We start from the raw sequence: 26,729 nt of genomic DNA, 5'->3' as shown, positions 1-26,729 counted from the left end.
TATGAATAGTACATACGCAATATAGCGGACCTTGGCGGCGGTCAGTCGTTTCGTTTCGCCCGCGGCTGGGGTCTGGTTGGGATTTCCTTCAGCAATCCGCCAACACCCATTCCGGCAATATCTGCGCCTGTTGTTTCAATCCCGCATGCGACACGCGACAGCACCCAATCCGCCCCATTCAACGCCGGAGAGCGGGCGCATCCCGGCAAACCGATCACAGGTCGGCCTTGCAGGTCTCCCAGAAACAGCAGGTTTCCCGGATCAACCGGCATACCAAAGCGATCAATCGTCCCACCGGCCTGCCGAACGGCCGACGGTGCGACATCGTTTGGGTCCGAGGTGGCCGAACCCGTCAATATCATTAGCAGATCACCCTTCCCCTTAGAAATCGCGCTGGTCAAGGAATCTGTTCGATGCGGAACAATCTGCACATCCGAAAGCTCCATTCCCAATGCCTCGACCCGTCCCCGAATGGCGGCAATCCCCTTTTCGTTCGGTGGCCCACCGGGTATCTCTGAGACAACAAGACCGGCTGTCCGATGAACTGGCCGCGCCAAACGCACAGCTCCTTGTGCCAGCCCGGCGGCGCGCTGAACATCAGCCTCTGGCACGGCATATGAGATGACCTTAATGGTCGCCACCATGCCCTTCGCCCCCATTTGCTGGTACTGTGGAACGGTCGCAACGGTAATCATCGGATTGACCAGATTGAACATTTCAAGTGCGTGAACATCAAGCACGGCAACCCCGGGCCCATCGGACAAAAGATTTACCCGCCCGGTAAATGCCTCGGTTACCCGCAAGTTGGCTGAAGCTGGATCAGGTGCCAGCGCAGACGCCAGTTTGCGTGCCGCCTGATCTTCATGGCAATCACCGGTATCCAGCCGGGCAACAATGACCTCGCTTAGACCAGCCTTTTCCAGTTGCGCCAAATGTTCCGAGCGCAATTCAAGCCCTTTGCGAAACTTTCGCCCATCCGCTGTAACCGAATGCGCCAGAATGGCCCCCTCTGCCTGGGACACCGGCACAGGCCCAAATTTCATGCTTTCCCTCGCAGAACGGCCGTTATCTGTGCCAGTATCGCAACCGCGATTTCCGAAGGACCGGCGGCCCCGATATCCAGGCCAATGGGACCATGAATGCCAGAGATTTGCGCATCGGTGAAACCGGCCGCTTTCATACGCTCAATGCGCTTGGCATGGGTGCGTGTTGACCCCAATGCACCGATATAGAACACATCGGCGTCCAACGCGGCTTGTAGCGCCGGATCATCGAGTTTTGGGTCATGTGTCAGCAGGACAATAGCGGTCCGCGCGTCCAGTCCAAGATTCGCAACGGCTTCATCCGGCCAATCCGTCAGGATCGTTTCACCGGGAAAACGCGCACTGGACGCGAAGGCGTCACGCGGGTCGATAATTGTTGGATCATAGCCCGCAATCCGCGCCATCGGCACCAGAGCCTGCGCAATGTGAACCGCCCCAACAACCAGCAACCTCAGCGGTGGGTTATGTACTGCGACAAAGGTCTGGCCATCCTCTTCGAACCCTGACCGATCCATACGCAGCCTGTCGGCATAAGCGTTGCGGCGCAGCGCCCTGCGCCCGGTCTCGATGTTGACTTCGTAGGCAACGGGCGTTCGAGCGGCCCGAGCGGCAACCAGTTCCGCCAACATAGATTCTGGCAGGACTTTTCCTATGGGTTCGACAAGAATGCGTATGGTCCCCCCACAGGCCAAACCAACCGCGAAGGCATCGTCGTCACTGACCCCGAATTCAAGCAAACGCGCTTCGCCTTCATCAATGGCTTCAAGCGCCTCGACGATAACAGCACCTTCGACACATCCACCAGAAACAGAGCCTTCTATCCGACCATCGCCGCCAATCACCAATTGGGATCCCACCCGCCGCGGTGCACTGCCCCAGGTTTCGACAACCGTAGCGAGCGCCGCGCCGCGCCCGCTGCGGTGCCAGTCAAGCGCCGTTTCAGGACTGTTGTCGAATCGCTCCATCGGAACCTCCGGATGACCTATGACACCAACATAAGCGGGATTTGCGGGATGAAAAGCGCATCAGGCTTACCAAAAGGTCTATATTGAACCCCATAAGGCAACGCCACGGCCTGAAAGATATTCAACAAATCATAGCATTGATTGTTTGTGACCCGAGTTCTAGCCTGTACAGGCAACCGGCATCGGGTCTGGCTTGCATACCAAACAATTCATAGATCGGAGACATGCAGTTGAAACGTATTCTTGCACTGGGCGCGGCAGTTGGTCTTTTGACTTCAACCGCAGCGTGGGCTGACACATTCCAACGCTTTGGAGAGGTTGAAGGCTGGAAAGTCTTCATCGACAATGAAAAGAAATCCTGCCTGATCGAGGCCGTCGATGATGCGGAAAACGTCGTTCAGATGGGACTGACCGAAGATCGCGGTGTCGGATATGTCGGCGTGTTCACCAAGGCTGAAACCGATATCAAACGTGGCGAGACGCAAGAAGTTGCTATCCTGCTGGGCGACAACATCTATCTGGGTGAAGCGACCGGCATGAAAGGTAACATCACCAAAGGCTATTCCGGTGGATATGTCCTGTCGGACAGCCCTCAGTTCGCGGATGATCTGGCCAAGAAAAAGGTCATGATCGTTTTCCCTGAGACAACATATGCCTTCACAGTCGATCTGACAGGCACTTACAAAGCCATGGAGATGGCCCGCAAGTGCAATGAAGAACAGCTGTCGTAAGCTGCTAGTCGGAAAGCGCGGCCATCAGCCGCGCTTTCTGCCCATGATCGTCGGGTTGTGAAATCGCTGTGGCCAAGTCTTCGAGTGAGGCAATCGAATGCCCTGCGCGAAAACTGTCAACATGCGGCAGCATCGCGGCAACCCCTTGCGCCCTGGGCGCGAACCCGTCCCAACGCAACAAGGGATTCAGCCAGATCAGGCGTTTTGAGGACAGGTGCAGACGCTCAATCTCTTTCCTAAGGAGCTCGGGATCACCTCGCTCGAGCCCGTCGGTGATCAGCAGAACAACCACCCCTTGCCCCATCACCCGGCGTGACCAGTCCCGATTGAATTGATGCAGGCACTCGCCGATACGAGTGCCGCCCTCCCAATCCTGTGCCTCGGCACCTGCGGCGGCAAGTGCCGCGTCTACATCTCGTTGGTGCAGGTGGCGCGTTATGTTGGTCAGGCGTGTGCCGAATGTGAAGGCATGGACCTTGGCCCAACCCGCTCCCTTGGTGTTCGATACCGTGTGCAGGAAATGCAGGATGATCCGACTGTACTGGCTCATCGAGCCGGAAATATCGCAAAGTGCGACAAGATTTGGCCAGCGCGGTTTGGGTTGTAGTCTGGCAATATCGCGCAACTCACCCCCTTGCCGCATGGCCGCGCGCAAGGTGCGGGCACGGTCGATGCGGTGCCCCAGATGGCTGGTCTGCCCGCGGCGTGATTCAATTGGCTTTACTGGCAGTGTCATCCGCGCCAATACGCGCTTGGCCTGCGCGATTTCGGCCGTGCTCATCTGCTCGAAGTCCAGATTGCGCAGCCGCTCCTCGGACGATGCAGTCTGGGTTGCGTCGATTTCGATCTCGGTTTCGTCTTCCCCTTGTCCTGCAGCGTCCGGCAAATCACGCTCAACCCCGTCCAGCAGCGCCTCAGCTGCGCGCTTTTCACCGGCATCGGCCTTGCGTTCTTCCTGAACGCCGCGAATTGCAGGAAGCATCATAGCCATCATGTGTTCCATGTAACGCGGATCTCGCCAGTACATTCGGAAGACTTGCGCAAAAACCACGCGGTGTTCCGGGCGGTTCACGAAACAGGCGTGTAAGGTCCAATAGAAATCCTGTTTCTCGGAAAAACCTGCCGCCTGCACCGCACGAATTGCGTCGATCACACGACCGGGTCCGATTGGCAGCCCAGCCTTTCTGAGTGCGCGGGCAAAATGGGTGATGTTGTGCGCCAGCTTTGGGTTGTCTGGGATATCCAGCGGAAGTTGTTCGGCCATCAGACGTTATGGGGGCTCTGCCCCCATACCCCCGGAGTATTTGGAAAAAGATGAAACATCAGACCGGTTCGAGCGTGGCCTTGGCCTCGTCGAGGATGCGTTTGGCCTCGGACCCCTGAAGTTTTTGAATGTCGTCCTGATATTTCAGGATCGCACCCAGCGTGTCGCCGATCACCTCGGGGCTGAGGTTCAACACATCCAGCGCCAACAGGCATTTCGCCCAGTCGATGGTCTCGGCCACACCGGGTTTCTTGAACAAATCCTCGGTGCGCAAACGTTGAACGAAGGCTACAACCTCGCGACTAAGCCCTTCCGCAGCTTCAGGCGCGCGCGCATGCAGAATTTCGATCTCACGTTCGAAATCAGGATAATCAACCCAGTGATACAGGCAGCGACGCTTGAGGGCATCGTGCACTTCGCGGGTCCGGTTCGACGTGACAATTACAATCGGTGGTTCGGGTGCTACAACAGTGCCCAGTTCAGGAATCGTGACCTGAAAATCACTCAGAGCTTCCAGTAGAAAGGCTTCGAACGGTTCATCGGTCCGGTCCAGTTCGTCGATCAGAAGAACCGGCGCTCCATTTTCGTCCGGGCGCATTGCCTGCAACAAGGGGCGTTCGATCAGGTATTCATCCGAAAACAGTTCCGCCTGCAACGCGCCCCGGTCGGCCCCACCTGCGGCCTCGGCCGTTCGGATCGCGACCATCTGCGCCGGAAAGTTCCATTCGTAAACGGCAGAAGACGCATCCAGACCTTCGTAGCATTGCAGACGGATCAGGCGCCGGTTCAACCCGGATGCCAGAGCCTTGGCGATCTCGGTCTTTCCCACCCCTGCCTCGCCTTCCAGAAACAACGGGCGTCCAAGCTTCAGCGACAGGAACACAACCGTCGCAAGGGCGCGACCACAGACATAGCCCTGACGACCCAGCATCTGCTGCACGGCATCGATGGAAACTGGCTGTGTCATGGAACCCCTTTCTGCTTTAGGGATAAACAGGTCATGCAACCGTCTGGCCGTCAAGGCCTCAACCTTTCTCAGAGCTACGACGTTCAGGTCGGTTGACAAGATTTTCTTTGTGGCTTGCGCGGACGCAGTTGGTCTTTCGCAACAGCTGTGTTAGCGGAAGGCCATGACCGACACCCTTACGCTCCACCGCCCCGACGACTGGCACCTGCATCTGCGCGATGGCGCGATGCTACAAGCCGTTCTGCCCGAAACCGCGCGCCATTTCGCCCGTGCGATCATTATGCCGAACCTAGTGCCGCCGGTTGTGCGTGGCGACCAAGCTGTCGCCTATCGAGACCGCATTCTGGCGGCCCTTCCCGACGGTATGACGTTCGAGCCGCTGATGACCCTGTATCTGACCGAAAATACAGATGCCGCAGATGTCGCAGCGGCCCATGCCAGCGGTGTGATCAAAGCCGTCAAGCTGTACCCTGCCGGGGCTACGACCAACTCTGCCTCGGGTGTGCGCGATTTCGACAAAGTGCGCCCGGTGCTTGAGAAGATGGCCGAAATCGGCTTGCCCATGTGCGTACATGGCGAGGTGACGGATCCCGAGATCGATATATTTGACCGCGAAGCCGTGTTCATCGACCGGGTTCTTGATCCGATCCGCAGATCGACACCAGGCTTGCGTGTGGTGATGGAACATATCACCACGTCCAATGGTGTGGATTATGTCAAAGCCAACGCGATTGATCTGGGTGCAACGATCACGGCGCATCACCTGATTATCAACCGCAACCACATCCTGGTTGGTGGCATCAAACCGCATTACTACTGCCTTCCCGTTGCCAAGCGCGAAGAACACCGTCTGACCCTGCTATCCGCTGCAACATCGGGCGATGCGCGGTTTTTTCTGGGTACAGACAGCGCCCCGCACACGGATGCAAACAAGGAAATGGCTTGTGGCTGTGCGGGCTGTTTTACGGCGACCAACACCATGTCTCTGGTGGCTGAAATGTTTGACCGGGAAGGTGCATTGGAAAAGCTGGAAGGCTTCGTGTCGCTCAACGGGCCGGGTTTCTATCGCTTACCGGTGAACCAGGATATGATTACCCTGACCAAGGGTGAGCCCGTTTCGTATCCCTCAAAGATTGACACAGGCGATGGACCAGTCACTGTATTTGACCCGGGCTTTCCGTTGCACTGGTGCGTGGCTTAACCCGCCATACGTTCGGCCAGATCGCGGGCACGTCCCCCGGTGCGCAGCATCGACCAGATCGTGTCCGCCTCATCCGCACCGATCAGCTTGGTCGCTTTGTCGCGCACGCGATCCTCACGGTCCGACAACGACATTGGGTTCAGCAGATCATGCGTCGCTTCGCGGCGAATGCCATCGCGACGCAGCAGAGACAGATGCGCCTGCGTTTCTGACAGGCTGTCATCTGCCTCGACCGTGATGCGGTCGCGCAAAGACGTTATACGCGGGTCGACGCAGACCTTGTCGGTGAAACTATCTGGCAAAGCCGTATCATATCCCAGCGCCTGCATCGCGATCACTGTCCGATAGGAAAACTTGGCCCCCAGTCCGGTTGTCGGTGACAGTTGATTGCACACACTCATCCAGCGCGGATGAGTCTTTATCTGGATCTCGGCGACCTCTGGCTCCGCTATGTCCAACTCCCGCGCGGCTTCCAGCGCGGCGTGAAGACCGTGGCAACAGGCGTGAAACTTGTGGCTGACCGTTTCAAACAGCCATTCATCGCCCAACCCATCCAGAGCAGTTTGATCCGCTGCACCTTGATGCGTTGCCCCAAATCCATAAGGACCCTCCAGCGCGTCGGCGTTGGCCTGAAAACCGCGCTGTACCAGCAAGGCCGTCTCGACCCCTGCTGAAGCGGCAAGTCCGGCGTTATACGGCTTGCCCATGGTTCCGAACTGCGCCTTCAGCCCCGCCGCACGCGTCGCCGTCAGACCCAGAACCATTCGCATCTGGTTTGCGTCAAAACCCAGCAAACGGCCAACAGCGACTGCCGCCCCAAAGGCACCGGATGTCGCCGTCTGGTGAAACCCTGCCTGATAGTGACCGCGCCCCAGCCACAAGCCAATTCGGATTGAGGTTTCCATACCCACCAAAGCGGCTTCGAGAAAGTCGACAAGAATACGGTCATCCCATTCGGCCACCGCAAGGGCTGCGGGCAAAATGGCGACGGAAGGATGCCCGATATGGGCGAAATGCGTGTCATCGTAATCCAGCGCGTGAGACACCGTGCCATTCACCAACGCCGCACCACGTAGCGGCGCCGGGCCGCCGCCAAAGAGATGCGCCTGAGGGTTCCCGCCCTCGGAAAGTATCATGTCGCGAACCGTGGTTGAGACGGGTTCGCGCGCGCCTGCCCGGCCCACAGCGACCCAGTCAAGAACAGATAGCGATGTGACGATTCGCGCCTGAGACGACGTAGAAATCGGCCCTGCCGCAAAAGCGGCCAATGATACTGTAAATTCCGTCATGCGCGTAGTCTAGCGTGCGCCTGACAAGGGTAAAGACCTAGCTGTAGAGTTGTTGCGCGCGCGCCTCAAACGCGCGCACGATCCGATGCATGGCTTCGTTGAATACCACGCCGATAATCCCTTGCAGGATGGCATTCTTGAATTCGAAGTCCACATGGAACGAGACGTTGCAACCCCCATCAGGCGCGTCCTCGAACTGCCAGTCGGATTTCATGTATTTGAAGGGGCCGTCCAGGTATTCGGTGTCGATTTTCTTTTGATCCGCAAACAGGGTTACTTTGCTGCCAAAACGTTCCCGGAAAACCTTGAACGAGATGACCAGATCGGCCTCCATCACCTCAGCCTCTTCCAGCGCATAGGTCTTGCGAATGCGGGCAGCAGCGCACCACGGCAGAAATTGGGGGTACTTGGCCACGTCGGCAACCAAGTCGTACATCTGCTGGGCTGTATACGGCAGGTGGCGGGTTTCCGAATGGATAGGCATGACGTCCGGTATTTGCAGGTGACAATGGCGCGTCATGTCGTATGTTGCGCGCCAAAGATCAAGGGGGCTGCGATGACTGACCGCGCATATGTGATAGATGAGATGATCTCGGCAAAGGCCATCGCTGCTCGAATCGAGGAGCTGTGTCGCGACATTTCGGCAGAGTTCAAAGACACCGATAAGCTGGTGGTCGTGGGTCTGCTGCGCGGCAGCTTTGTATTCATCGCCGACCTTGTGCGCGAACTTGACCTTCCGATCGAGGTGGATTTCCTTGAAGCTTCTTCTTACGGAGACGCGATGGAGAGCAGCCGGGAAGTTCGTATTCTCAAAGACTTGCGCGGCGCAATTGAAGGGCGTGACGTGCTGGTTGTCGAGGATATCGTTGACACCGGCCATACGTTGAACCATGTCACCAAGTTGCTGCAAAGCCGTAACCCCGCGCGCCTGAAATCCATTGCCCTGCTGGACAAGCCGAGCCGCCGCGAAGTGGATTTCCGATCAGACTGGATCGGTTTTGAGATACCAGACGAATTTGTCGTGGGATATGGAATTGACTACGCCCAACGCAATCGCAACCTGCCCTATATTGGCAAAGTCCGCTTTACAGACGAATAGCTGAGCGGGCCTTTTCCGGCCTCGTCCTCAGACCCGATTAAAAATTCATTATTTAGAATATCAATGGACAACCATCGCCTCGTCGCTTTACCTTTCAGGAAATAGCAGGAGTATTGATAATGAAGCGGTTTTTCGCGATAGCGGGCGTCTTTTTGGCGATCGTGTCCCTTGCAGGTGCGTCTTATGCAAAAGACAACAAGGGCAAAGGGCAAGGTGCCAACAAAACCAAAGTAGAGAAATCCATTAAGTCAAACGGCAAAGCTGTTCCGCCCGGTCAAATCAAACGATACACCCGAGGTCAGAAATTGCCGAACGACCTGCGTTTTGATTATATTGACGAGCTCGACAACTGGAAGCTCAAACCGCTGAAGCCAGGGCAACGGTATATTCGGGTCGACGACGAAATAATCTCGATATCGGATGATACGAAGACTGTAATAGAAGCTGTTGGAATCGTTGGCGATCTGATGAACTGAAAGCCTCGGTCCTAGCAGTCGCGGCCTAACACAGCGTCGATGGCCTTCAAAAATATCCCGGTCCCAATCGGAATAAGCGCATCCGGGAAATCATAGTCCGGGTTGTGCAACTGGGGATGGTCGCTCCCCGACCCCAACCAGAACATGGCGGTTTTCGCGCTTTTTCCAAACTGGCCGAAATCTTCTGAAAAACGCTGTGGCTGATCGGTCAACCTGCAAGAAACGCCCTGCTCCGTGCAGGCTTTGGACAGGATCGAAACTGCTTCCGGGTGATTGGCACAAGCCTCAAACACTTCGTCATAACTGATTTCGACCGCCAGCCCGTCGGCTTTGGCCGTTTCGCGGACCAGCGACTCAGCGTCGCTGATCAGTTGCGCCATTCTCGCGTCCGTGACGGTGCGAAGCGTCACCCACAGCTCGGCCCGCCCCGGTGCTACTCCGACCGTGCGCTCACCCAACGTGGCATGTGTGACGGTCGTCAACGCGTAGCCGTCATTCAGATCCCCGCCGTCCCCTAACACGGTCAAAGCCGGCATCAGGCGTGCCAGCGCACCGGCAGGTGACACCCCATCTTGCGGAGCGGCAGCATGTGACGTCTTTCCGGTCAGAACAATCTGCATCCCGCGTGAGGCACAATTGGCAGAACCGCTGCAAATTTCGACCGCCCCCAACTCCAATCCCGGTAAGTTGTGCAAAGACAACACCAGGTCGGGCGCAACCTCGGCGTATTGGGGATCAGCTCGGAAAGCGATTGCACCATGGCCGGTCTCTTCGGCTGGCTGGAAGATCAATACGACGCGGCCCTTCTTGGGGCGTTGATGATTCAACACGTCTGCCACGCCCAGAACCATTGTCATATGCCCGTCGTGGCCGCACAAATGCCCTTTGCCCGCGACCTGTGATACATGGGAATGGTTCGCCAACTCCTGGATCGGCAGCCCATCCATTTCGCAGCGAATGCCCAGCGTGGGACCGGGTTGGCCACTTTCGAAAACAGCAGCGATCCCGTGCCGACCTATTCCGGTCATAACATGGTCAGCACCAGCGTCGCGCAGAAATTCAGCCACCCGCGCCGCGGTTTTCTTTTCTTGTCCCGAAAGTTCGGGGTGTTGATGCAGCTCGTGGCGCAGACGAGTCAGTCGCGCGATCTTATCCGGTGTCACGCTTTTTGTAGCTTTTCTAGACGCGCCGCGCGCAGTCGGGTGAAATCGTCACCAGCGTGATAAGAAGACCGGGTCAAAGGTGTCGCAGATACCATCAGAAAGCCTTTGCCGTATGCCGCCTTTTCGTATGACGCGAACTCGTCGGGTGTAACGAAACGATCAACGCCGTGGTGTTTCGGCGTTGGTTGCAGATACTGGCCAATCGTCAAAAAATCGATATCCGCCGCGCGCATATCATCCATGACCTGGCGCACCTGCTGTTCGTTTTCGCCAAGCCCAACCATGATGCCAGACTTGGTAAAGATCGACGGATCAAGTTCTTTCACCCGCTGCAAAAGACGCAGGGAATGGAAGTACCGCGCACCGGGGCGAACCTCGGGGTACAAACCCGGTACGGTTTCCAGATTGTGATTGAAGACATCCGGCTTCGCCTGAACCACAATTTCCAGAACATCCGCATCGCATTTCAGAAAATCGGGTGTCAGAATCTCGATCGTGGTTTTGGGAGAGCGGTGCCGCACCGCGCGGATGGTCTGCGCAAAATGCTCGGCTCCTCCATCGCTCAGATCATCCCGGTCGACAGAGGTGATAACCACATGGTTCAGGCCAAGTTTTTCGACTGCATGTGCCACCCGGCCGGGTTCAAAGGCGTCAAGGTCGTCTGGGCGACCGGTAGCGATATTGCAGAATGTGCAGCCACGGGTACAAATCTCGCCCATGATCATCATGGTGGCGTGACCCTGGCTCCAGCATTCGCCGACATTGGGGCATCCTGCCTCTTCGCAGACGGTGACCAGATTGTTGTCGCGCATGATCCGGCGCGTATCTGCATAACCTTTGCCGCCGGGTGCCTTGACCCTGATCCAGTTCGGTTTCTTGGGCTGCGCATTATCCGGGCGGTGCGCTTTTTCCGGATGGCGCTGTTCGGGGACCTTCAGATCTCGCACGGGCAATTTTCCTGACTTTGGGTCAATCCTGTCGCTCATAACATAGACAGATGCGCAGTGTTACACCAGCGGCGCATAGCCGCTATGCAACGCCGCCGTGCATAAGCAAGAGCACGATTGCAAATTCCCGTTTTACCGCATGTTTTCAATGCCTAATGAGAAGAGATTATTAGTTCAAAATGCGGCGTTTCGTCGATTGAAGGTAGTTTGGAACTGTTTTAAGTCACAACAAAATCACAAGTGAATCACAGGAGCTTGACCATGAAATCCGGCGCAATTCTGCCCAACGTGACCTTTCACACCCGTGTCCGTGATGACTCAATCGAAGGACCAAACCCATTCCGTTGGGAAGACAAGTCCACCGCTGACTATTTTGCAGGAAAACGCGTGATCCTGTTCTCGTTGCCCGGTGCGTTCACGCCCACCTGCTCGACATATCAACTGCCCGGCTTTGAAAACGGTTATAGCGATTTCATTGCCCGGGGCGTCGATGAAATCTACTGCATGTCTGTCAACGACAGCTTTGTGATGAACAAATGGGCGCAAGATCAGGGCCTGACCAACGTAAAGGTCATTCCGGATGGATCGGGCGAGTTCACCCGCAAAATGGGTATGCTGGTTGACAAGGATAATCTGGGCTTTGGCATGCGGTCATGGCGCTATGCGGCCATCGTAAACGACGGCGTTGTCGAAGCTTGGTTCGAAGAACCTGGCCTGATGGATAACTGCCCCGAAGATCCCTATGGGGTGTCTTCGCCCGAAAACCTGATGAAACATCTTCAGGCGATGGCAGAGCCCGAACTGGCTTGAGTATTCACAAGACGAATAAAGGCCCGTTTTAACGGGCCTTTATTGTATCTTCAGCCAATCATGCGGTCGCGTTCAGCCTGATCCTGATAGTGGCGTTTCAGCCGTTGTAACGCGATCCGCAGAACAATCTTTCCGGATCGTGCCGACCAACCCATACGTTTTTCCGCCAGTTCCAACCCTTCGAGATAGCAACAACACCGCAGGGCAACATCACTTAACCCCGGGCCAAGTTCAGACAAGGCCCGCGCCACGCGGTCCCGCGCATCCGATGACCCCTTTCCTCCGTGGCTTTCACTGTCATAACTGCTGCGGCCACCAGCCGTTAGAAACCGGTCCCAGTTCTGTGAAACCTGTGGGCCAATCTGCGCCAATTCGAAATCTTCGCGCAACCGCTCTCCGGCGCTGACAAGCGATTCATCCAGAAAAGGCTTGCCATCGCGGTCACGCCTGCGTGCAAGGGCAACCAACGGGCTTTCGGTGGCGCTATAGCGAATGCGCCTGATCCGGTCAGTCGCCCCACCCGATGCTTTTGCCTGAAACAACGACTGAGCTTCGGCAAATCCGACTTCGGTCCCCACCCGCGCCTTGTTTTCCGCTTTTGCTATCAGGTGGCTTAGGGCCGTTCGGCCAGCCGCAGAGATCCTGTACCGTGAAATACGACCGGGATTATCGCAGGAAATCCAGTCCTTTAAGGCCAGAGCCTGAGCAATCTCGCAATCGACGACCGCGGTTCTGGTCGCTCCGGCGTTGCCGGTGTCACGAACGACTACCGCTTTTTCCATTTCTTCAGCCACGGCAAGAACCGAACCTGTCTCACTCAGGCGGCGCAAAATGCGCAATGCCTCTCTTTCGAACGCCTCTTCCTGGGCAGCTTCATCCGCGATCACGACCGCGTCGCCTGCGTCGTCGGGCATGGAAAAATGTGTTTCTGCCAGCGACTGCAACGCCGCATCCACCAAAGGATCGTCACGGCGCATCTCGATACGCCGGATTTGCCGGAGGATGGTTGACGCATGGCAACCTGCCGATCTCGCGATATCGCGGATCGAGCGTCCGGTTTCGGTATGAGCAAGGTATCTTTGCGCCCCCTCTGGAACCCATGCCGGAATGGTGAAAGCCATGTTGTTTTCCATGATTATTTGCCCTCGTCGACAAAACAAAATGTCACTTTTCGCCCTCGGATAGCGGGTTAACCAAATCTAACTAGAGGTCCATTCGTTACTCGTTCGTTAACCGCACAAGGCACGAACCAGATTTGATTCAAAAAGATAAACAGTCGTGAAACCATCGTTCGGAGAGGCTGTCACGCAGGCAACACCCGCTTAGGTTGTGCATTAAATAGTCCGGTAAACCTTCAGACACAGGACACATAAGATGCAGGACCTGATGACAATGATCTCAATGCTTCACCGCCCACGCATGTTGGCAAGAGCCGCCAATTTCGGAGCGAGAGAGTACAACCGGGACAGGCATCTGCAACGTATTCTGGGATACGGGTCATTGCCGGGTTCAGGTCAGGCCCTGCTGCGATTGATGGAGATGGAAAAAGAGGTGAATGAACTGCGCAAAGAAGATGATGCCGCATACTCTCTGGTCCGGCATCTCGACATTCTTATCGCGCTGTTGGGTGAGGCGCGGCTGTATCAGGCCAACCGCGCCCCGGTCATTCAATAATCAGGAGAACGCATCCGGCAAGGAGGCCTTTTTCTCGGCGATATAGGCTTCCAGCGCTGCGGCTGTATCCGGCTCCATATGCGGTTGCTGATAATTCGCCAGCAGGTGTTCAACCCGCACAGAGGCTAGAGCCCGCGTATCACGCGCACCTTCTTCCTGCCAGGTTTCATATGGCTTGTAGTCCAGCAGATCGGACTTCCAGAACGATTCCTTGAAGTTCGCCTGCGTGTGGGCGCATCCTAGATAGTGCCCGCCGGGGCCAACTTCCCGGATCGCATCCATGGCCTGCGCGTTGTCATCATAGGCCACGCCCTTGGCCAGCGAATGCAAAACGCCCAACTGGTCGGCATCCATAACAAATTTCTCGAAGTCGGCCACCAGGCCACCTTCCAGCCAGCCGCAGGCATGCAGCATGAAGTTCACGCCAGCCAACAGACCCATGTTCAGCGAGTTCGCTGTCTCATAAGCCGCCTGCGCATCCGGAAGTTTCGAGCCGCAGAACGACCCTGCGGACCGATAGGGCAAGTTCAGACGCCGCGCCAGCTGACCCGCGCCATAGGTGATATGCGCAGCTTCTGGTGTTCCGAAGGTCGGCGCGCCAGAATTCATGTCGATCGAGGTCACGAATGCCCCAAAGATCGCGGGAGCACCAGGACGGACGATCTGGCTGTACGCCACACCGGCAAGAACCTCGGCCAGAACCTGGGTCAAAGTACCGGCCACCGAGACCGGCGCCATCGCACCGCCCACAATAAAGGGCGAGATGATGCAGGCCTGATTGTTGCGGGCATAGACTTCCAGCGAGCCCATCATCACATCGTCGAATGTCATCGGCGAGTTGATGTTGGTCAGCGACGTCATCACCGTGTTTTGCTGGACGAATTCCTTACCGAACAGGATTTCGCACATTTCAACCGAATCCTGCGCCCGGCTGGGATCGGTCACCGAGCCCATGAAAGGCTTGTCCGACAGGGTCATGTGCGCCTTCAGCATATCCAGATGGCGCTTGTTCACCGGAATGTCGGTCGGTTCACACACCGTACCGCCCGAATGGTGCAGCCACTTGGACATATAGGCAAGTTTCACGAACTTGTTGAAGTCGTCCATCGTCGCGTAACGACGGCCGCCTTGTGCATCGCGCACGAAAGGAGGGCCGTAAACCGGGGCCAGAACCATGTTCCGGCCACCAATCACGACCGACTTCTCGGGGTTGCGGGCATGTTGGGTGAACTCGCTGGGCGCTGTTTTAATCAGCTCACGAGCAAGGCCGCGCGGAATGCGCACGCGTTCACCGTCGATATCCGCACCCGCGTCGCGCCAGCGTTCCAGAGCGGCAGGGTTATCAACAAAGTTAACACCGATCTCTTCCAACACGGTTTCCGCGTTGTTTTCAATGATCTCCAGTGCCTCTTCGTTGAGGATTTCGAAGTTCGGAATGTTGCGTTCGATGTATTTCGCGGTCTCGATACGAACTGCAGTCCGCTCGGCACGGCGGGCAGCGCCACCGCCACCTCTCGCCCTGCGCCGGGTGTTTGCCTCGGTCATGAGAAGATCCCGTGTTGTTGGTTAGATTGAGCGTTTGATACAGGTTTGCCGGAACGCAAGCATAGGGATTGCGGCACGTTGGGGGAAAAAGCGACATTGCCGTTCTGCAATCCCGCCAACGGGCTGCCATTGGGGATAATCGGATTTTGGAAAGTGCGGCCCAATTGTTACCGCACCTGTCTACTTCGGATCACGAACGGCGGGAAACACGAGTGCCGAAGGCCTGTGTGGCGATCTTCATCGAATCCCGCGCCGGAATCGGACCTCGCTCTTGCGAAATGTGCAGGCTTGCCCTAAGGCGCTGACATGACCCAGACATCCCACGACCGCCTTCTGATCATCGACTTCGGCAGCCAGGTTACGCAGCTTATTGCCCGCCGCCTGCGCGAACTGAATGTCTATTGCGAAATTCACCCTTACCAGAATGTCACGATGGATTTCGTGCGGGAAATGGCCCCGCGCGCCGTGATCTTCTCGGGCGGGCCGGACAGTGTGACGCGCGAAGGGTCGCCCCGTGCTCCGCAAGAGATTTTTGACTACGGCGTGCCGATTCTGGGCATCTGTTATGGCCAGCAAGTGATGATGCACCAGCTTGGCGGCAAGGTCGAAAGTGGCCATGGCACCGCCGAGTTCGGTCGGGCTTTTGTCACGCCAAAAGACGAACTGGAAATTCTGAAGGGCTGGTTTGACGACGGGGATGAACAGGTCTGGATGAGCCACGGTGACCACGTCAGTGAAATCGCGCCGGGATTTCAGGTCTTTGGCACATCGCCTAACGCGCCCTTTGCGATCACAGCCGATCCAGCGCGCCATTTCTATGCCGTGCAGTTCCACCCCGAGGTGCACCACACGCCCAAGGGCGCGAATCTGTACGAGAACTTCGTCAAGCTGGCCGGTTTCAAGGGCGACTGGACCATGGGGGCCTATCGCGAGGAGATGATCCGCAAGATCCGCGAGCAGGTTGGTGACAAGAAGGTCATCTGCGGTTTGTCGGGCGGCGTTGACAGCTCGGTCGCGGCGATCCTGATCCACGAGGCGATTGGAGACCAGTTGACCTGCGTCTTCGTTGACCACGGGCTGTTGCGCAAGAACGAGGCGACAGAAGTCGTCGGCATGTTCCGCGACAACTACAATATCCAACTGATCCACGCGGACGAATCCGAACTGTTCCTTGGCGAGCTTGAAGGGCAAAGCGACCCGGAGACCAAACGCAAGATCATCGGCAAACTGTTCATCGACGTGTTCCAGAAACACGCCGATACCATTCAAGGGGCCGAGTTCCTGGCCCAGGGAACGCTTTATCCGGATGTAATCGAATCGGTGTCATTTTCGGGCGGTCCTTCTGTAACCATCAAATCGCACCACAATGTCGGTGGCTTGCCGGAAAAGATGGGCCTGAAACTGGTCGAACCCCTGCGAGAGCTGTTCAAGGATGAGGTTCGCGCGCTTGGCCGTGAACTTGGCCTTCCGCAGAGTTTCATCGGGCGTCACCCCTTCCCCGGCCCCGGTCTGGCAATCCGCTGCCCTGGTGAAATCACACGTGAAAAGCTGGGTATTTTGCGGGAAGCCGATGCAATTTATATCGACCAGATCCGTAAACACGGCCTCTATGATGACATCTGGCAGGCTTTTGTCGCCATCTTGCCAGTGCGCACCGTAGGCGTCATGGGTGATGGACGCACCTATGACTATGCCTGTGCCCTGCGGGCCGTAACATCTGTCGATGGCATGACCGCGGACTACTACCCGTTCAGCCATGATTTCTTGGGCGAAACGGCAACGCGGATCATCAACGAAGTCAAAGGCATCAACCGGTGCACCTATGACATCACATCGAAACCACCCGGCACCATCGAGTGGGAATAACCGGTGGGTATCTGCGTAAAACTTAACTGATTGAGCTGCAAAACGTCCTTCTCATTCAAGCTATTGTTCAGGGCAGTCATCTATACGACCTTGAATCTGGTGCACCTTCGACGTTTGAATGGCCGGGCAAACCTAGCCTGCTTATCATAAGCTCTTGGCCTTGCGGTCTTTTGGCCGCGCGGCTACGCGACGAACCTGAGGGACGCCCGAAATGAGCCATGCGCAGAAAGACGTGTTGAAGGCCGGTCTTTGGATGACGGGTGCGATCGCCTCATTTTCATCCATGGCGGTTGCAGGGCGTGAGCTGAGTTCTGCGCATGATACCTTTGAAATCATGATGTATCGCAGCATCGTGGGGTTCGTCGTTGTTGCAACAGTCCTGACTTTAACTCGCAACTGGCATCAGGTTTCAGCCGAACGGCTGGGGTTGCACGCCCTACGAAACACTTTACATTTTACAGGGCAAAATCTCTGGTTCTACGCCGTTGCAGTGGCTCCTTTGGCACAGGTTTTCGCGCTGGAGTTCACTCAGCCGCTTTGGGTGATCCTGCTCTCGCCGCTGTTTCTGAACGAACGGTTGACCCCGCTCCGGTTGATAGCGGCGCTAATTGGGTTTTCAGGGGTTCTGATCGTCACGCGCCCAGGCGCTGCCCCGTTGAGCCCCGGCTTAATAACAGCGGCGGCATCCGCGGTATTCTTTGCTTTTACAACGATTACCACTAAGAAGCTCACGCGTTTTGCCAGCATTGGGTGTATCGTTTTCTGGCTGACTGCAATGCAAACGGTCCTTGGGGCCACAGCCGCTGGCATCGACGGTCAGATTGTGCTTCCGACAATGCAAACCGCGCCCTACTTGATTCTGGTTGGGTTGGCGGGTTTGCTGGCGCATTTTTGCATTACCAATGCCCTGTCTATCGCCCCGGCAACCGTCGTCATTCCCTTTGATTTTGCACGCCTTCCGACAATCGCGGTGATCGGAATGATCCTCTATCACGAGCCCATCGACCATTGGGTGCTGATCGGCGCCGCTATCATCTTTGCAGGCATTTTCCTGAACATCTGGTCCGAAAATCGTAACAGTTTAGCAACAGTTCAGAACTGTAGTGGCAACAAGTAACGCACCGTCACCAGTTGACCTTAAACTAACTGAAAAGAAAGTATCGCGCATTACACACGAGTAGGCGCTGGACTCACTCAATTCTTCGCCAGGCAAATACTCGAAAAAGTTCGGGAGGACAGAATGAAAACAACACTACTCGCAACGTGCGCTTTGTGCGTTGGAGCAACGGCTGGTTTTGCAGGCGGCCTGGACCGCAGCGGTCAGGGTATCAACCTGATCTTTGAAGAAGGCTCTGCAGTTCAGTTTCGGTTGGGGTATACCGACCCAAGCGTGACCGGTACGATGCCAGACGTTTTTGGCACAAATGGTGGCCAACCCGTTGATTCAGGTGAAGTTGCGAACGACTTTTTTACACCGCACTTGGGGTACAAAACGGCGCTTACAGAAAAGCTTGATTTCGCCATCATGTATGATCAGCCCTTCGGTGCCGATATTCAGTACGCGAGCACGTATCCCTTGTCTATCAACCCAATTCCCGGCGGTCGAACCGACAGCCTGAGGGCGACAGCGGATACAGATGCCATCACAGCGCTGCTGCGCTACAAATTCGATGGCGGGTTCAGTGCGATCGGTGGTATTCGCGCGCAGCGCGTCAAGGCCTCGATAACTGTTCCCATTACCGCAGGCTATCAGGTGGATACCAGCGCTGATACCGCATTTGGGTATGTTGTTGGTGTCGCCTGGGAAAAACCCGAAATCGCAGCACGTGTATCGCTGACTTATAACTCCAAGATCAGCCACGACCTTTCGCAGACAGAATCGCTCAATCCGCCTCCTATCCCACCAATTCCGCCGGGGACTGTGGCAACGTTCAACACCACAAGTGAGATTGAAACACCGCAGTCAATCAACTTGGATTTCCAGACCGGTGTGGCGCCCAAGACATTGTTGTTTGGCTCGATCCGTTGGGTCGACTGGCCACAGCTTGTGTATAACCCGCCAAACTATCCGCCGACCACGAACCTGGTTGACTATGACGAAGCCACCTTCACCTACTCTCTGGGTTTGGGCTATCAGTTCTCGGAAGAGTTTTCTGGTGCTGTGACACTGGGCTACGAATCTTCCCAAGGTACGCCGGTGTCGAACCTCGGCCCGACAGATGGGTTCTGGAGCATCGGTCTGGGTGGCACCTATTCTCTTGAGAATGCCAAAATTTCCGGTGGTGTACGTTACACGGATATCGGAGATGCCACCGCGAATGGCGCCGGTCCGGCGGCACGTGGTACATTCACAGGCAACAGCGCCTGGAGCGTTGGTTTCCAGATCACATACGCTCTGAACTGATCTGAGTATCATATGTTCCTACAAAGCCTCGCAGTTTCTGCGGGGCTTTTTCGCATGAACCGGGTCGCCGTTGGTTAACTTCAATGAAACAGTGCCCGTATGGATGCACAAAAACACCTCTCTCTTCGCGCCTGGGCCGAGCTTTTGTTGCTTGGACTGATCTGGGGCGCCTCCTTTGTTTCCATCCGGGTCGCTCTGGACACGCTTCCCGTGATGACGTCGGTTTTGCATCGCACATTCTGGGCCATGCTTGTCTTGTGGCTGGTGACTTGGATCAAGGGGATCAAGGTGCCGCGCTCGCCCGGTATCTGGGGCGCTTTTTTGGTCATGGGGCTATTGAACAACGTCATCCCCTTTAGCCTGATGGCTTGGGGGCAGCTGTACATTGACACGGGTCTGACGGCGATCCTGAACGCGGCGACTGCGATCTTCGGCGTTCTGATTGCAGCACTGTTTTTTCGCGACGAACGATTGACAAAGACCCGGCTACTGGGTGTCTGCTTGGGCTTTCTTGGTGTCTCAATCGCGATCGGAGTGCAGAATTTCTTGAATTTCAGCCTGCAAAGCACCGCTCAGATTGCAGTGTTGACCGGAACAGTTTCCTACGCATGTGCCGCGGCTTGGGCGAGGCAAACGTTATCGCACCTTTCCCCAGTGATTGCCGCCGCCGGTATGCTGACGGCTTCGACAGTGCTGGTATTACCAATAACACTAGCAGTTGATGGAATACCCAGCTTGGCGTTACCCGCGATAACCTGGGCGGCCATCGGGTATTATGCGATAGTCGCAACGGCCGGCGCATATCTGCTTTACTATCGGGTTTTGGCAATGGCCGGCAGTGGCAATCTGATGCTGGTGACGCTTGTCATACCCCCGGTCGCTATTGTTCTGGGCGCATTGCTGCGCGAAGAGTCCCTGTCCCCAAACGCCTTTCTGGGCTTTGCCGTTCTGGCGATTGGCCTTTTGGTTCTGAATCGTTCGTCCCGGCCCAATTGACGCCGTGCGCTGCCCGATTTAGCTAGGGCAAAAAGGACAGCGCAAAATGATCTACACCTCAGCCAATGACTGGCGCACCGCAAGCCGCAAGAAAGTGCTGTTCTTTGGCATGTCAGGATTAGGCAAGACCTACGTATCCAACATCCTCAGAGATTCCGGGAACTGGTTCCACTACTCGATCGATTACCGGATCGGAACGCGCTATATGGGCGAGTACATCACCGACAATGCCAAGGCCGAGGCCATGAAAGTTCCGTTCTTGCGTGAACTGCTGTTGTCGGATTCGATCTATATCGGTTCGAATATTTCATTCGCCAATCTGACACCTGTTGCTGCTTATCTGGGCAAGCCGGGAAACCCCGATCTGGGCGGCTTGGACATGCCGGAATACCGCCGCAGGCAGGAACAGTTTCGCTTGGCCGAAATTCATGCGCTGCTGGACACCGAATACTTCATCGACCGCGCCGAGCGTCTGTACAAATATCCTCACTTTATCTGCGATACGGGCGGATCCATCTGCGAGTGGGTGGATCCCAAAGACCCAAGGGATCAGGTTTTGTCCGAACTCGCGCGGCACACCCTCATGATCTGGCTGAAGGGTGACGAGGGTCATACGGCCGATCTTGTGCGCCGTTTCGACAAGGCCCCAAAACCCATGTCCTATCAGGCCGATTTCCTGACCCGTTCCTGGACAGAGTATCTGGATCAACACGGCTGTGCAGAGACCGAGGTCAACCCCGATGATTTTGTCCGCTGGACCTATGCACAAGCCCTGGCCCATCGTCAGCCCCGGTACGAGGCGATGGCAAAGAACTGGGGCGTGACGATTGATGCCAATGACATCGGCAAGATCCGCGATGCGGCCGATTTCGATGAGTTGATCGAACGTACCCTTGAGGCCAGACGCAATAACGCCTAACTACCAGTTTTCCCTAATCTCTTCGAAGTCAGACACATGCCCATCAAAATCCCCTCAGATCTGCCCGCTTTCGACGTCCTGAACAAAGAGGGCGTTATGGTCATGTCCGAGGATCAGGCAATGCGTCAGGATATTCGCCCCCTGCGCATCGGGTTGCTGAATCTGATGCCGAAGAAGATTCAGACGGAAAACCAGTTTGCGCGCCTGATCGGCGCAACCCCGTTGCAGATCGAACTGTCTTTGATCCGTATGACGGAACACCAGACAAAAACCACCGCCGCCGAGCATATGTCCGAGTTCTATCAGCCTTTTCAGGAGGTCAAGGACCATAAATTTGATGGCCTGATCATTACTGGCGCGCCAATCGAGCATCTGGAATTTGGTGACGTCACCTATTGGGATGAAATCAGCGAAATCTTTGACTGGACTCAGACAAACGTACATTCAACCTTTGGAGTTTGTTGGGGCGGGATGGCGATGATCAACCATTTTCATGGTGTCCGAAAACACATGCTGGATGCCAAGGCCTTTGGCTGTTTCCGTCACCGCAACCTGAACCCTGCATCACCTTTTTTGCGTGGGTTCTCAGACGATTGCGTTATACCGGTCAGCCGCTGGACGGAAATGAAACAAGATGAGATCGACGCCGCGCAGGGTTTGACGACCCTGCTGGGCAGTGATGATGTGGGTCCCTGTCTGGTCGAAGATCCCAGCCACCGCGCACTGTATATCTTCAATCATTTTGAGTATGACAGCGACACGCTGAAACAGGAGTATGACCGCGACGTCGCCAATGACACGCCCATCAACGTGCCGATCAACTATTATCCGGATGATGACCCATCCAAGACACCTCAAAACCGTTGGCGCAGCCACGCGCATCTTCTTTACGGAAACTGGATAAACGAAATCTATCAGACGACGCCTTTTGATATGAGCAAAATTGGCCACTAAAACCTTGATATCCTTTAGCCTCATCATTCTGGGCCTTGTCGCTGTGACTGCGTGGCGCAGCGCCCGGAATGAAGCACATGCAGAAGCGGCTTTCCCACCCGAAGGCCAGATTCTTGATGTCGACGGGATCGCCGTTCATGCGGTTGTCATGGGGAAAGGGCCAGATGTGGTCCTTCTTCACGGCTCAAGCGGCAACACCCGCGACATGACCTTTGCGCTGGCACCCATTCTGGCGGAAAACTACCGCGTCATCGTTTTTGACCGGCCCGGCCTGGGGTTTTCAGAAAGTTTCAACCCAGACGGTGAAACGATCACGGAACAAGCGGATATCCTGCAAAAAGCTGCTGCCCAACTTGGGGCGGAAAAGCCTGTCGTTGCGGGCCAAAGCTATGGCGGTTCAGTGGCGCTTGCATGGGCGGTCACAAGGCCCGAGGATCTCTCGGCGCTTGTTTTGATCGCACCTGCTGCCATTCCGTGGGAAACGCCGCTGGATGGGTTTAACCAATTGGCATCTACCACGGTCGGCAACGCGCTCGCCCTGCCCCTGATCTCTTCTTTCGTGCCCGATTGGTACGTGACACGGGCATTGGACACTGTATTTGCGCCCCAATCGGCCCCCGCTGGATACGCCGAACATTTCGGACCCGGCCTTACCATCCGGCGCAGTTCCATGCATGCTAATGCCAAGCAACGGGCCAATCTATTGGATGAGATAACCCAATTGCAGCCGAAATACGGTGAGATTTCAGTGCCAACCGAAATCGTTCACGGCACCGCCGACGACACTGTCGGCCTTGAATGGCATTCCCAACGTCTGATCCAGCAAATCCCGCAGGCCGAACTGGTCGCGTTACCGGGGATCGGTCACATGCCGCAGGTTGTCGCAGCGCCCGAGGTTGCCACCGCAATTGATCGTGCAGCGCGGCGTGCAGGTTTGCGTTAATCCAAGCTCTAATCCATAGTCGGATATGGGTTTTATCGCGAGGTGACATATGGCCCGGACCGAAAAAGGTTCTATCGAGAAGTATTTTCAGGAAAGCGCGCCCAAAGCTGTGCGGGATGAGATCGAAAATTCGAAGAAAGGCGAAATCCTGAACCCGACCTACCCGTATAGCGAGAAGATGAAGACCAAAGACTATGAAGAGCAGATGGAACTGCTCCAGATCGAGCTGGTCAAAATGCAATCTTGGGTCAAGGACACGGCGCAACGGATCGCCATCATCTTCGAAGGCCGCGATGCCGCCGGTAAGGGCGGAACGATCAAACGGTTTCGCGAAAACCTGAACCCACGCGGCGCGCGCAATGTGGCGCTCAGCAAACCCTCAGAGACTGAACGCAGTCAATGGTACTTTCAGCGCTACATCCCTCACCTGCCTGCCGCTGGCGAGATCGTGTTCTTTGACCGCAGCTGGTACAATCGCGGCGTGGTCGAGAACGTCTTTGGTTTCTGCACCCAGGAAGAGCGCGAGCGGTTCTTTCGTCAGGTTCTGCCGCTTGAAACGGGTCTGGTCAATGATGGCATCAAACTCTTCAAGTTCTGGCTCAATGTCGGGCGGGCTGAGCAGCTGAACCGCTTTCTGGCCCGTGAAACCGACCCATTAAAGCAATGGAAACTCAGCCCGATTGACGTGGCTGGGTTGGACAAGTGGGACGAATACACACAATCGATTTCAGAAACTCTGACCCGGTCACATTCAGACGTATCTCCTTGGACAATTGTCCGGTCGGACGACAAGAAACGCGCCCGTCTTGCAGCAATCCAAACGGTTTTGCACACGCTGGACTATGATGAGAAGGACGCAAAAAGCATTGGCGACATTGATCCCCTGATCTGCGGTGGTCCGGATGTCTGGGAAGCCTAGGTTGCGTTTTCATCCTACCCGGCCAAGGATTTCAAGGGCAAGCGTTGGACGACCGTGTGTATTTGGTCTATCCCCTTGTCTTCCAATACCTAATCAAAGAACCTGAGGCCGGGATGTCGAAACGCGGTTATCATCACGGAAACCTAAAGCAAGCCCTGATCGAGGCAGCCTTGTCCCTGATCGAAGAAAAGGGGCCAACGGGTTTTACGTTATCTGAAGCCGCCAAAACCGCTGGCGTAACACCCGCCGCTGTCTATCGCCACTTTGAAGGGCGCGAAGACCTTATCGCCGAAGCTGCACGGCAGGGATTCGAGATGTTCGCGGACCTTATGCAATACGCTTATGACAAGGGCCAACCTTCTGCCCTGGCCGCCTTCGAGGCAACCGGGCGAGCCTATCTGGCTTTTGCCCGGAAGAACCCCGGCCACTACATCGCCATGTTCGAAAGCGGAATTTCGTTGAATCGCACCCCCGAACTATCAATGGCCGCCAATCGGGCCAAATCGGTTCTTGAAAAAGCCGCCGACGACCTGTCACAACATATTCCACCTGAAAAGCGCCCGCCCGCGTCGATGTTCAGCGCACATATCTGGGCGATGAGCCATGGCGTGGTTGAATTATACGCGCGTAATACCGGAGCGACGTCACCCTTCCCCCCGGAAGACCTGCTGGAAAGCGGCATTGGAATTTACCTGCGAGGGCTGGGCCTGATCCCGCAGGACGATTGACACCTGTCAAAAAGTTCTGCTGCTTTGCGGTAAGCTCAGCCCGGACGTTACGTTGATCAGATTCATCTCGCCCATTCCCTTTATGTCAACACGTCCCAGGTCCGAGACCTGAAATTCGTCAATCAGGGCGTATTTCATCTCTTCCGGCGCAACGATTTTCATAGGATTGGCGAAAATTTGCAGTCGGGACGCGATATTTACCGCCGGACCGAAAACGTCGTAGACGTATTTCTGAATACCCACCACAGACCCGACCGCGGCCCCCATGCCCAAACCGATCCGGGCCTGCCATTTGTGCGGGTGGCTTTCGTTCCGGCGTTCGAGATAACGCAGGAAACGTACCGCGCAATGGGCCACTGCCGTCGCGTGATCGGGTGTCGGGTCAGGCATGCCTGAGACCGCAAGATATGCGTCACCTATTGTTTTGATCCTTTCACACCCGAATTGCTCAACGATCCTGTCAAACGCTGTGAAAATGTCGTTCAACTCGCTCAGGGTCACTGTCGGGTCGGTCTTGGCCGCGAAATCAGTGAATCCCACAAAGTCCAGCATAACAACAGACACCTGCTTGTAGAGCTGCGGAGTGACAACACCGAAGGTTTTGAACTCTTCATAAACGGCCCGTGGCATCAAGTTCAGAAGCAGCCGTTCAACCCGCTCTTTCTCGCGCTCCAGCTCTCGCGTGTTGCGTTCGACCATGGTGGAATAGCTGTCGATCATGCTTTCCAGCTCGCGAATGCGCGTGATGTTCTGGCATTCGACAATCAGAACCTGCTCGGACAGCCCTTTGGCCAACGAAACTGCGACTGCAAAGATCAAGGTCCGCCGCTTCGGCTTGATTTGCAATTCAACCGAATATCTCAAGCCCGATTGCTTGACGTCTTCCAATTCTTTGGGATCAAGGGCGGGAAGAATGTCCGTAAGAGTACTGCCGTTCTCGGGGGTTCCAAACCACTCCGAAAACGGCCCGTTATGAAAAACGAACTGAAGATCCGAGGCGCGCACCACGGCAATGCCGACACCGATGGCGCGTAACAGCTGTTCGTTTATTGCATGAATGCTCATGCCGCGTTTCGGGCGACGATAATTGAACGCTTCCCTTCAATTGCAGCCAGCGCGGTTTTGATATCCTGATCGGACATACCATGCACGCTCAGCGCTTCGCCAAACAGCTCAGCCATCACATCAAATTCGTCGTGTGAAATACTCAGATGCCTGTGTACGGCTTCGATCCTGTCATCACTGAATGACGCCGGTCCGCCAATCAGGGACGATACAAACTTCGTCTGATGATCAATCAACCGCGGCATATCAATATCTTCAAAATAATGGCCGATGTCATCCGAATCCAACGCCATTTCATAGAAGGTCATCACGACACGGCTGATTGTTTTGAAGCCACCGTATTTATCATAAAGCGTTTGCGCCACACGAAAACCCAAGAGTTACCGAACAAAAACACTGTAATTCTATATCAAATGGACATTTTTGTTAATGTTTATGGTATTTTTTTCGTTTTCCGGCTTAACGCGCGTTCATTTTAGGAAAAGCAAAAGTGTCCGGGATTTAAAATCCTGCGCTTTCGAAGACCCGGCGTGGTACACGAAACCAAGTTGTACACAGCCAAGACGCCGGGGCTGGTTTGGGTTTCTGTCTAAGGGGGTAATGGCGGAGAGACAGGGATTCGAACCCTGGAGACGGTTCCCCGCCTACACACTTTCCAGGCGTGCGCCTTCGACCACTCGGCCACCTCTCCGTGCCGGCGATGTTTGGACCAATGTCATGAGATTTGCAAGGCCCCAAATCGGTGAAATCACCGGAAAGGA

Annotated in this window: 27 protein-coding genes and 1 tRNA gene; 15 read left to right on the top strand and 13 right to left on the bottom strand. The window is 55.7% G+C overall.

Annotation, left to right across the window (positions count from 1 at the left end; translation table 11 throughout):
* Positions 1-41: 41 nt before the first annotated feature.
* Together ACR0D9_RS03805 and ACR0D9_RS03800 are read right to left on the bottom strand one after the other, a co-directional pair.
* On the bottom strand, positions 42-1,043 hold the full coding sequence (locus ACR0D9_RS03805; RefSeq protein ID WP_480537746.1) for a molybdopterin-binding protein: 1,002 nt from the start codon (positions 1,041-1,043) through the stop codon (positions 42-44).
* On the bottom strand, positions 1,040-2,008 hold the full coding sequence (locus ACR0D9_RS03800) for an XdhC family protein (protein WP_480537744.1): 969 nt from the start codon (positions 2,006-2,008) through the stop codon (positions 1,040-1,042). Before ACR0D9_RS03800 ends, ACR0D9_RS03805 begins: the two co-directional genes overlap by 4 nt.
* 224 nt (positions 2,009-2,232) lie before the next feature.
* On the opposite strand from ACR0D9_RS03800, the gene ACR0D9_RS03795 reads away from it, so the two are divergent.
* Positions 2,233-2,739, top strand: coding sequence for a hypothetical protein (locus tag ACR0D9_RS03795; protein ID WP_480537742.1), 507 nt, complete (start codon positions 2,233-2,235; stop codon positions 2,737-2,739).
* 4 nt (positions 2,740-2,743) lie between these two features.
* On the opposite strand, the gene ACR0D9_RS03790 is transcribed toward ACR0D9_RS03795, so the two are convergent.
* Both ACR0D9_RS03790 and ACR0D9_RS03785 read right to left on the bottom strand, forming a co-directional pair.
* Positions 2,744-4,003: a vWA domain-containing protein gene (locus ACR0D9_RS03790; protein WP_480537740.1), complete on the bottom strand. Its 1,260-nt coding sequence runs from the start codon at positions 4,001-4,003 to the stop codon at positions 2,744-2,746.
* 58 nt (positions 4,004-4,061) lie between these two features.
* Complete coding sequence (locus ACR0D9_RS03785) at positions 4,062-4,970, bottom strand: AAA family ATPase (RefSeq protein WP_480481163.1); 909 nt, start codon at positions 4,968-4,970, stop codon at positions 4,062-4,064.
* 163 nt (positions 4,971-5,133) lie between these two features.
* On the opposite strand from ACR0D9_RS03785, the gene pyrC reads away from it, so the two are divergent.
* Complete coding sequence (gene pyrC / locus ACR0D9_RS03780) at positions 5,134-6,171, top strand: dihydroorotase (protein WP_480537738.1); 1,038 nt, start codon at positions 5,134-5,136, stop codon at positions 6,169-6,171.
* Here pyrC and ACR0D9_RS03775 read toward each other — a convergent pair.
* Both ACR0D9_RS03775 and ACR0D9_RS03770 read right to left on the bottom strand, forming a co-directional pair.
* Positions 6,168-7,460, bottom strand: a complete 1,293-nt coding sequence (locus ACR0D9_RS03775) for an MmgE/PrpD family protein (protein ID WP_480537736.1) — start codon at positions 7,458-7,460, stop codon at positions 6,168-6,170. The two genes, pyrC and ACR0D9_RS03775, sit on opposite strands and share 4 nt — an antisense overlap.
* Positions 7,461-7,497: 37 nt before the next feature.
* Positions 7,498-7,944 (bottom strand): type II toxin-antitoxin system RatA family toxin, encoded by a 447-nt coding sequence (locus ACR0D9_RS03770; protein WP_480481682.1) that lies wholly within the window; start codon positions 7,942-7,944, stop codon positions 7,498-7,500.
* Between the two features lie 72 nt (positions 7,945-8,016).
* Here ACR0D9_RS03770 and hpt point away from each other — a divergent pair, with 72 nt between their 5' ends.
* Complete coding sequence (gene hpt / locus ACR0D9_RS03765; RefSeq protein WP_267365856.1) at positions 8,017-8,559, top strand: hypoxanthine phosphoribosyltransferase; 543 nt, start codon at positions 8,017-8,019, stop codon at positions 8,557-8,559.
* A gap of 119 nt (positions 8,560-8,678) precedes the next feature.
* Complete coding sequence (locus tag ACR0D9_RS03760) at positions 8,679-9,035, top strand: hypothetical protein (protein ID WP_480485807.1); 357 nt, start codon at positions 8,679-8,681, stop codon at positions 9,033-9,035.
* Between the two features lie 11 nt (positions 9,036-9,046).
* On the opposite strand, the gene ACR0D9_RS03755 is transcribed toward ACR0D9_RS03760, so the two are convergent.
* Both ACR0D9_RS03755 and lipA read right to left on the bottom strand, forming a co-directional pair.
* Positions 9,047-10,198 carry an amidohydrolase gene (locus ACR0D9_RS03755; RefSeq protein ID WP_480485809.1) on the bottom strand — a complete coding sequence of 384 codons (1,152 nt, stop codon included), beginning with the start codon at positions 10,196-10,198 and terminating at the stop codon, positions 9,047-9,049.
* Entirely contained in the window at positions 10,195-11,145 is a 951-nt protein-coding gene (gene lipA / locus ACR0D9_RS03750; RefSeq protein WP_480485811.1) for a lipoyl synthase, read from the bottom strand. The genes ACR0D9_RS03755 and lipA overlap by 4 nt, the downstream gene beginning before the upstream one ends.
* A 261-nt stretch (positions 11,146-11,406) precedes the next feature.
* Here lipA and ACR0D9_RS03745 point away from each other — a divergent pair, with 261 nt between their 5' ends.
* The gene (locus ACR0D9_RS03745; protein WP_480537734.1) at positions 11,407-11,955 is read left to right on the top strand and encodes a redoxin family protein; all 549 of its coding nucleotides are present in this window, start codon (positions 11,407-11,409) and stop codon (positions 11,953-11,955) included.
* 50 nt (positions 11,956-12,005) lie between these two features.
* Here ACR0D9_RS03745 and ACR0D9_RS03740 read toward each other — a convergent pair whose 3' ends face one another.
* Positions 12,006-13,088 carry a DUF6456 domain-containing protein gene (locus ACR0D9_RS03740; RefSeq protein ID WP_480537733.1) on the bottom strand — a complete coding sequence of 361 codons (1,083 nt, stop codon included), beginning with the start codon at positions 13,086-13,088 and terminating at the stop codon, positions 12,006-12,008.
* Between the two features lie 241 nt (positions 13,089-13,329).
* Here ACR0D9_RS03740 and ACR0D9_RS03735 point away from each other — a divergent pair, with 241 nt between their 5' ends.
* Positions 13,330-13,629 (top strand): DUF6477 family protein, encoded by a 300-nt coding sequence (locus tag ACR0D9_RS03735; protein WP_480537731.1) that lies wholly within the window; start codon positions 13,330-13,332, stop codon positions 13,627-13,629.
* Here the strand turns inward: ACR0D9_RS03735 and ACR0D9_RS03730 are convergent, their stop codons facing one another.
* Positions 13,630-15,174: a trimethylamine methyltransferase family protein gene (locus ACR0D9_RS03730; RefSeq protein ID WP_480537729.1), complete on the bottom strand. Its 1,545-nt coding sequence runs from the start codon at positions 15,172-15,174 to the stop codon at positions 13,630-13,632.
* 306 nt (positions 15,175-15,480) lie between these two features.
* Between ACR0D9_RS03730 and guaA the strand changes: the two genes are divergently transcribed.
* The 9 genes from guaA (at position 15,481) to ACR0D9_RS03685 (ending at position 24,903) form a co-directional block, all read left to right on the top strand.
* Positions 15,481-17,040, top strand: coding sequence for a glutamine-hydrolyzing GMP synthase (gene guaA / locus ACR0D9_RS03725; RefSeq protein WP_480537727.1), 1,560 nt, complete (start codon positions 15,481-15,483; stop codon positions 17,038-17,040).
* Between the two features lie 211 nt (positions 17,041-17,251).
* Complete coding sequence (locus tag ACR0D9_RS03720; protein ID WP_480481187.1) at positions 17,252-18,157, top strand: DMT family transporter; 906 nt, start codon at positions 17,252-17,254, stop codon at positions 18,155-18,157.
* A 123-nt stretch (positions 18,158-18,280) separates the two neighbouring features.
* Positions 18,281-19,444 (top strand): OmpP1/FadL family transporter, encoded by a 1,164-nt coding sequence (locus tag ACR0D9_RS03715; RefSeq protein ID WP_480481189.1) that lies wholly within the window; start codon positions 18,281-18,283, stop codon positions 19,442-19,444.
* A gap of 99 nt (positions 19,445-19,543) precedes the next feature.
* Positions 19,544-20,440, top strand: a complete 897-nt coding sequence (locus ACR0D9_RS03710; RefSeq protein ID WP_480472451.1) for a DMT family transporter — start codon at positions 19,544-19,546, stop codon at positions 20,438-20,440.
* Positions 20,441-20,486: 46 nt separating this feature from the next.
* Positions 20,487-21,359, top strand: a complete 873-nt coding sequence (locus ACR0D9_RS03705) for an ATPase (RefSeq protein WP_480472449.1) — start codon at positions 20,487-20,489, stop codon at positions 21,357-21,359.
* A gap of 36 nt (positions 21,360-21,395) precedes the next feature.
* Entirely contained in the window at positions 21,396-22,313 is a 918-nt protein-coding gene (gene metA / locus ACR0D9_RS03700; protein WP_480493311.1) for a homoserine O-acetyltransferase MetA, read from the top strand.
* Positions 22,303-23,256 (top strand): alpha/beta fold hydrolase, encoded by a 954-nt coding sequence (locus ACR0D9_RS03695; RefSeq protein WP_480537724.1) that lies wholly within the window; start codon positions 22,303-22,305, stop codon positions 23,254-23,256. Before metA ends, ACR0D9_RS03695 begins: the two co-directional genes overlap by 11 nt.
* A 49-nt stretch (positions 23,257-23,305) precedes the next feature.
* Entirely contained in the window at positions 23,306-24,175 is an 870-nt protein-coding gene (gene ppk2 / locus ACR0D9_RS03690) for a polyphosphate kinase 2 (RefSeq protein WP_480537723.1), read from the top strand.
* 113 nt (positions 24,176-24,288) lie between these two features.
* Complete coding sequence (locus ACR0D9_RS03685; protein WP_209504101.1) at positions 24,289-24,903, top strand: TetR/AcrR family transcriptional regulator; 615 nt, start codon at positions 24,289-24,291, stop codon at positions 24,901-24,903.
* Between the two features lie 6 nt (positions 24,904-24,909).
* On the opposite strand, the gene ACR0D9_RS03680 is transcribed toward ACR0D9_RS03685, so the two are convergent.
* From ACR0D9_RS03680 to ACR0D9_RS03670, 3 genes are all read right to left on the bottom strand, one after another.
* Entirely contained in the window at positions 24,910-25,968 is a 1,059-nt protein-coding gene (locus tag ACR0D9_RS03680; protein WP_209504102.1) for an adenylate/guanylate cyclase domain-containing protein, read from the bottom strand.
* Positions 25,965-26,333, bottom strand: coding sequence for a group I truncated hemoglobin (locus ACR0D9_RS03675; RefSeq protein ID WP_209596705.1), 369 nt, complete (start codon positions 26,331-26,333; stop codon positions 25,965-25,967). Before ACR0D9_RS03675 ends, ACR0D9_RS03680 begins: the two co-directional genes overlap by 4 nt.
* Before the next feature lie 236 nt (positions 26,334-26,569).
* Positions 26,570-26,659 (bottom strand) — tRNA-Ser (locus ACR0D9_RS03670).
* Positions 26,660-26,729: the final 70 nt, after the last annotated feature.

The organism is Ruegeria sp. AK11 (genome assembly GCF_056541095.1).
The sequence above is the reverse complement of the archived record's forward strand: the minus strand, read 5'-3'. Positions and strand labels throughout refer to the sequence as shown.

What these genes read in the sequence shown, in the direction of transcription:
- ACR0D9_RS03685 (WP_209504101.1), top strand. Translation starts at nt 24,289, where the DNA reads ATGTCGAAACGCGGTTATCATCACGGAAACCTAAAGCAAGCCCTGATC.
- ACR0D9_RS03785 (WP_480481163.1), bottom strand. Translation starts at nt 4,970, where the DNA reads ATGACACAGCCAGTTTCCATCGATGCCGTGCAGCAGATGCTGGGTCGT.
- metA (WP_480493311.1), top strand. Translation starts at nt 21,396, where the DNA reads ATGCCCATCAAAATCCCCTCAGATCTGCCCGCTTTCGACGTCCTGAAC.
- ppk2 (WP_480537723.1), top strand. Translation starts at nt 23,306, where the DNA reads ATGGCCCGGACCGAAAAAGGTTCTATCGAGAAGTATTTTCAGGAAAGC.
- ACR0D9_RS03740 (WP_480537733.1), bottom strand. Translation starts at nt 13,088, where the DNA reads ATGGAAAACAACATGGCTTTCACCATTCCGGCATGGGTTCCAGAGGGG.
- ACR0D9_RS03770 (WP_480481682.1), bottom strand. Translation starts at nt 7,944, where the DNA reads ATGCCTATCCATTCGGAAACCCGCCACCTGCCGTATACAGCCCAGCAG.
- ACR0D9_RS03710 (WP_480472451.1), top strand. Translation starts at nt 19,544, where the DNA reads ATGGATGCACAAAAACACCTCTCTCTTCGCGCCTGGGCCGAGCTTTTG.
- guaA (WP_480537727.1), top strand. Translation starts at nt 15,481, where the DNA reads ATGACCCAGACATCCCACGACCGCCTTCTGATCATCGACTTCGGCAGC.
- ACR0D9_RS03730 (WP_480537729.1), bottom strand. Translation starts at nt 15,174, where the DNA reads ATGACCGAGGCAAACACCCGGCGCAGGGCGAGAGGTGGCGGTGGCGCT.
- ACR0D9_RS03800 (WP_480537744.1), bottom strand. Translation starts at nt 2,008, where the DNA reads ATGGAGCGATTCGACAACAGTCCTGAAACGGCGCTTGACTGGCACCGC.
- ACR0D9_RS03775 (WP_480537736.1), bottom strand. Translation starts at nt 7,460, where the DNA reads ATGACGGAATTTACAGTATCATTGGCCGCTTTTGCGGCAGGGCCGATT.
- ACR0D9_RS03680 (WP_209504102.1), bottom strand. Translation starts at nt 25,968, where the DNA reads ATGAGCATTCATGCAATAAACGAACAGCTGTTACGCGCCATCGGTGTC.
- ACR0D9_RS03805 (WP_480537746.1), bottom strand. Translation starts at nt 1,043, where the DNA reads ATGAAATTTGGGCCTGTGCCGGTGTCCCAGGCAGAGGGGGCCATTCTG.
- ACR0D9_RS03705 (WP_480472449.1), top strand. Translation starts at nt 20,487, where the DNA reads ATGATCTACACCTCAGCCAATGACTGGCGCACCGCAAGCCGCAAGAAA.
- pyrC (WP_480537738.1), top strand. Translation starts at nt 5,134, where the DNA reads ATGACCGACACCCTTACGCTCCACCGCCCCGACGACTGGCACCTGCAT.
- hpt (WP_267365856.1), top strand. Translation starts at nt 8,017, where the DNA reads ATGACTGACCGCGCATATGTGATAGATGAGATGATCTCGGCAAAGGCC.
- ACR0D9_RS03720 (WP_480481187.1), top strand. Translation starts at nt 17,252, where the DNA reads ATGAGCCATGCGCAGAAAGACGTGTTGAAGGCCGGTCTTTGGATGACG.
- ACR0D9_RS03790 (WP_480537740.1), bottom strand. Translation starts at nt 4,003, where the DNA reads ATGGCCGAACAACTTCCGCTGGATATCCCAGACAACCCAAAGCTGGCG.
- ACR0D9_RS03760 (WP_480485807.1), top strand. Translation starts at nt 8,679, where the DNA reads ATGAAGCGGTTTTTCGCGATAGCGGGCGTCTTTTTGGCGATCGTGTCC.
- ACR0D9_RS03795 (WP_480537742.1), top strand. Translation starts at nt 2,233, where the DNA reads ATGCAGTTGAAACGTATTCTTGCACTGGGCGCGGCAGTTGGTCTTTTG.
- ACR0D9_RS03745 (WP_480537734.1), top strand. Translation starts at nt 11,407, where the DNA reads ATGAAATCCGGCGCAATTCTGCCCAACGTGACCTTTCACACCCGTGTC.
- ACR0D9_RS03735 (WP_480537731.1), top strand. Translation starts at nt 13,330, where the DNA reads ATGCAGGACCTGATGACAATGATCTCAATGCTTCACCGCCCACGCATG.
- ACR0D9_RS03715 (WP_480481189.1), top strand. Translation starts at nt 18,281, where the DNA reads ATGAAAACAACACTACTCGCAACGTGCGCTTTGTGCGTTGGAGCAACG.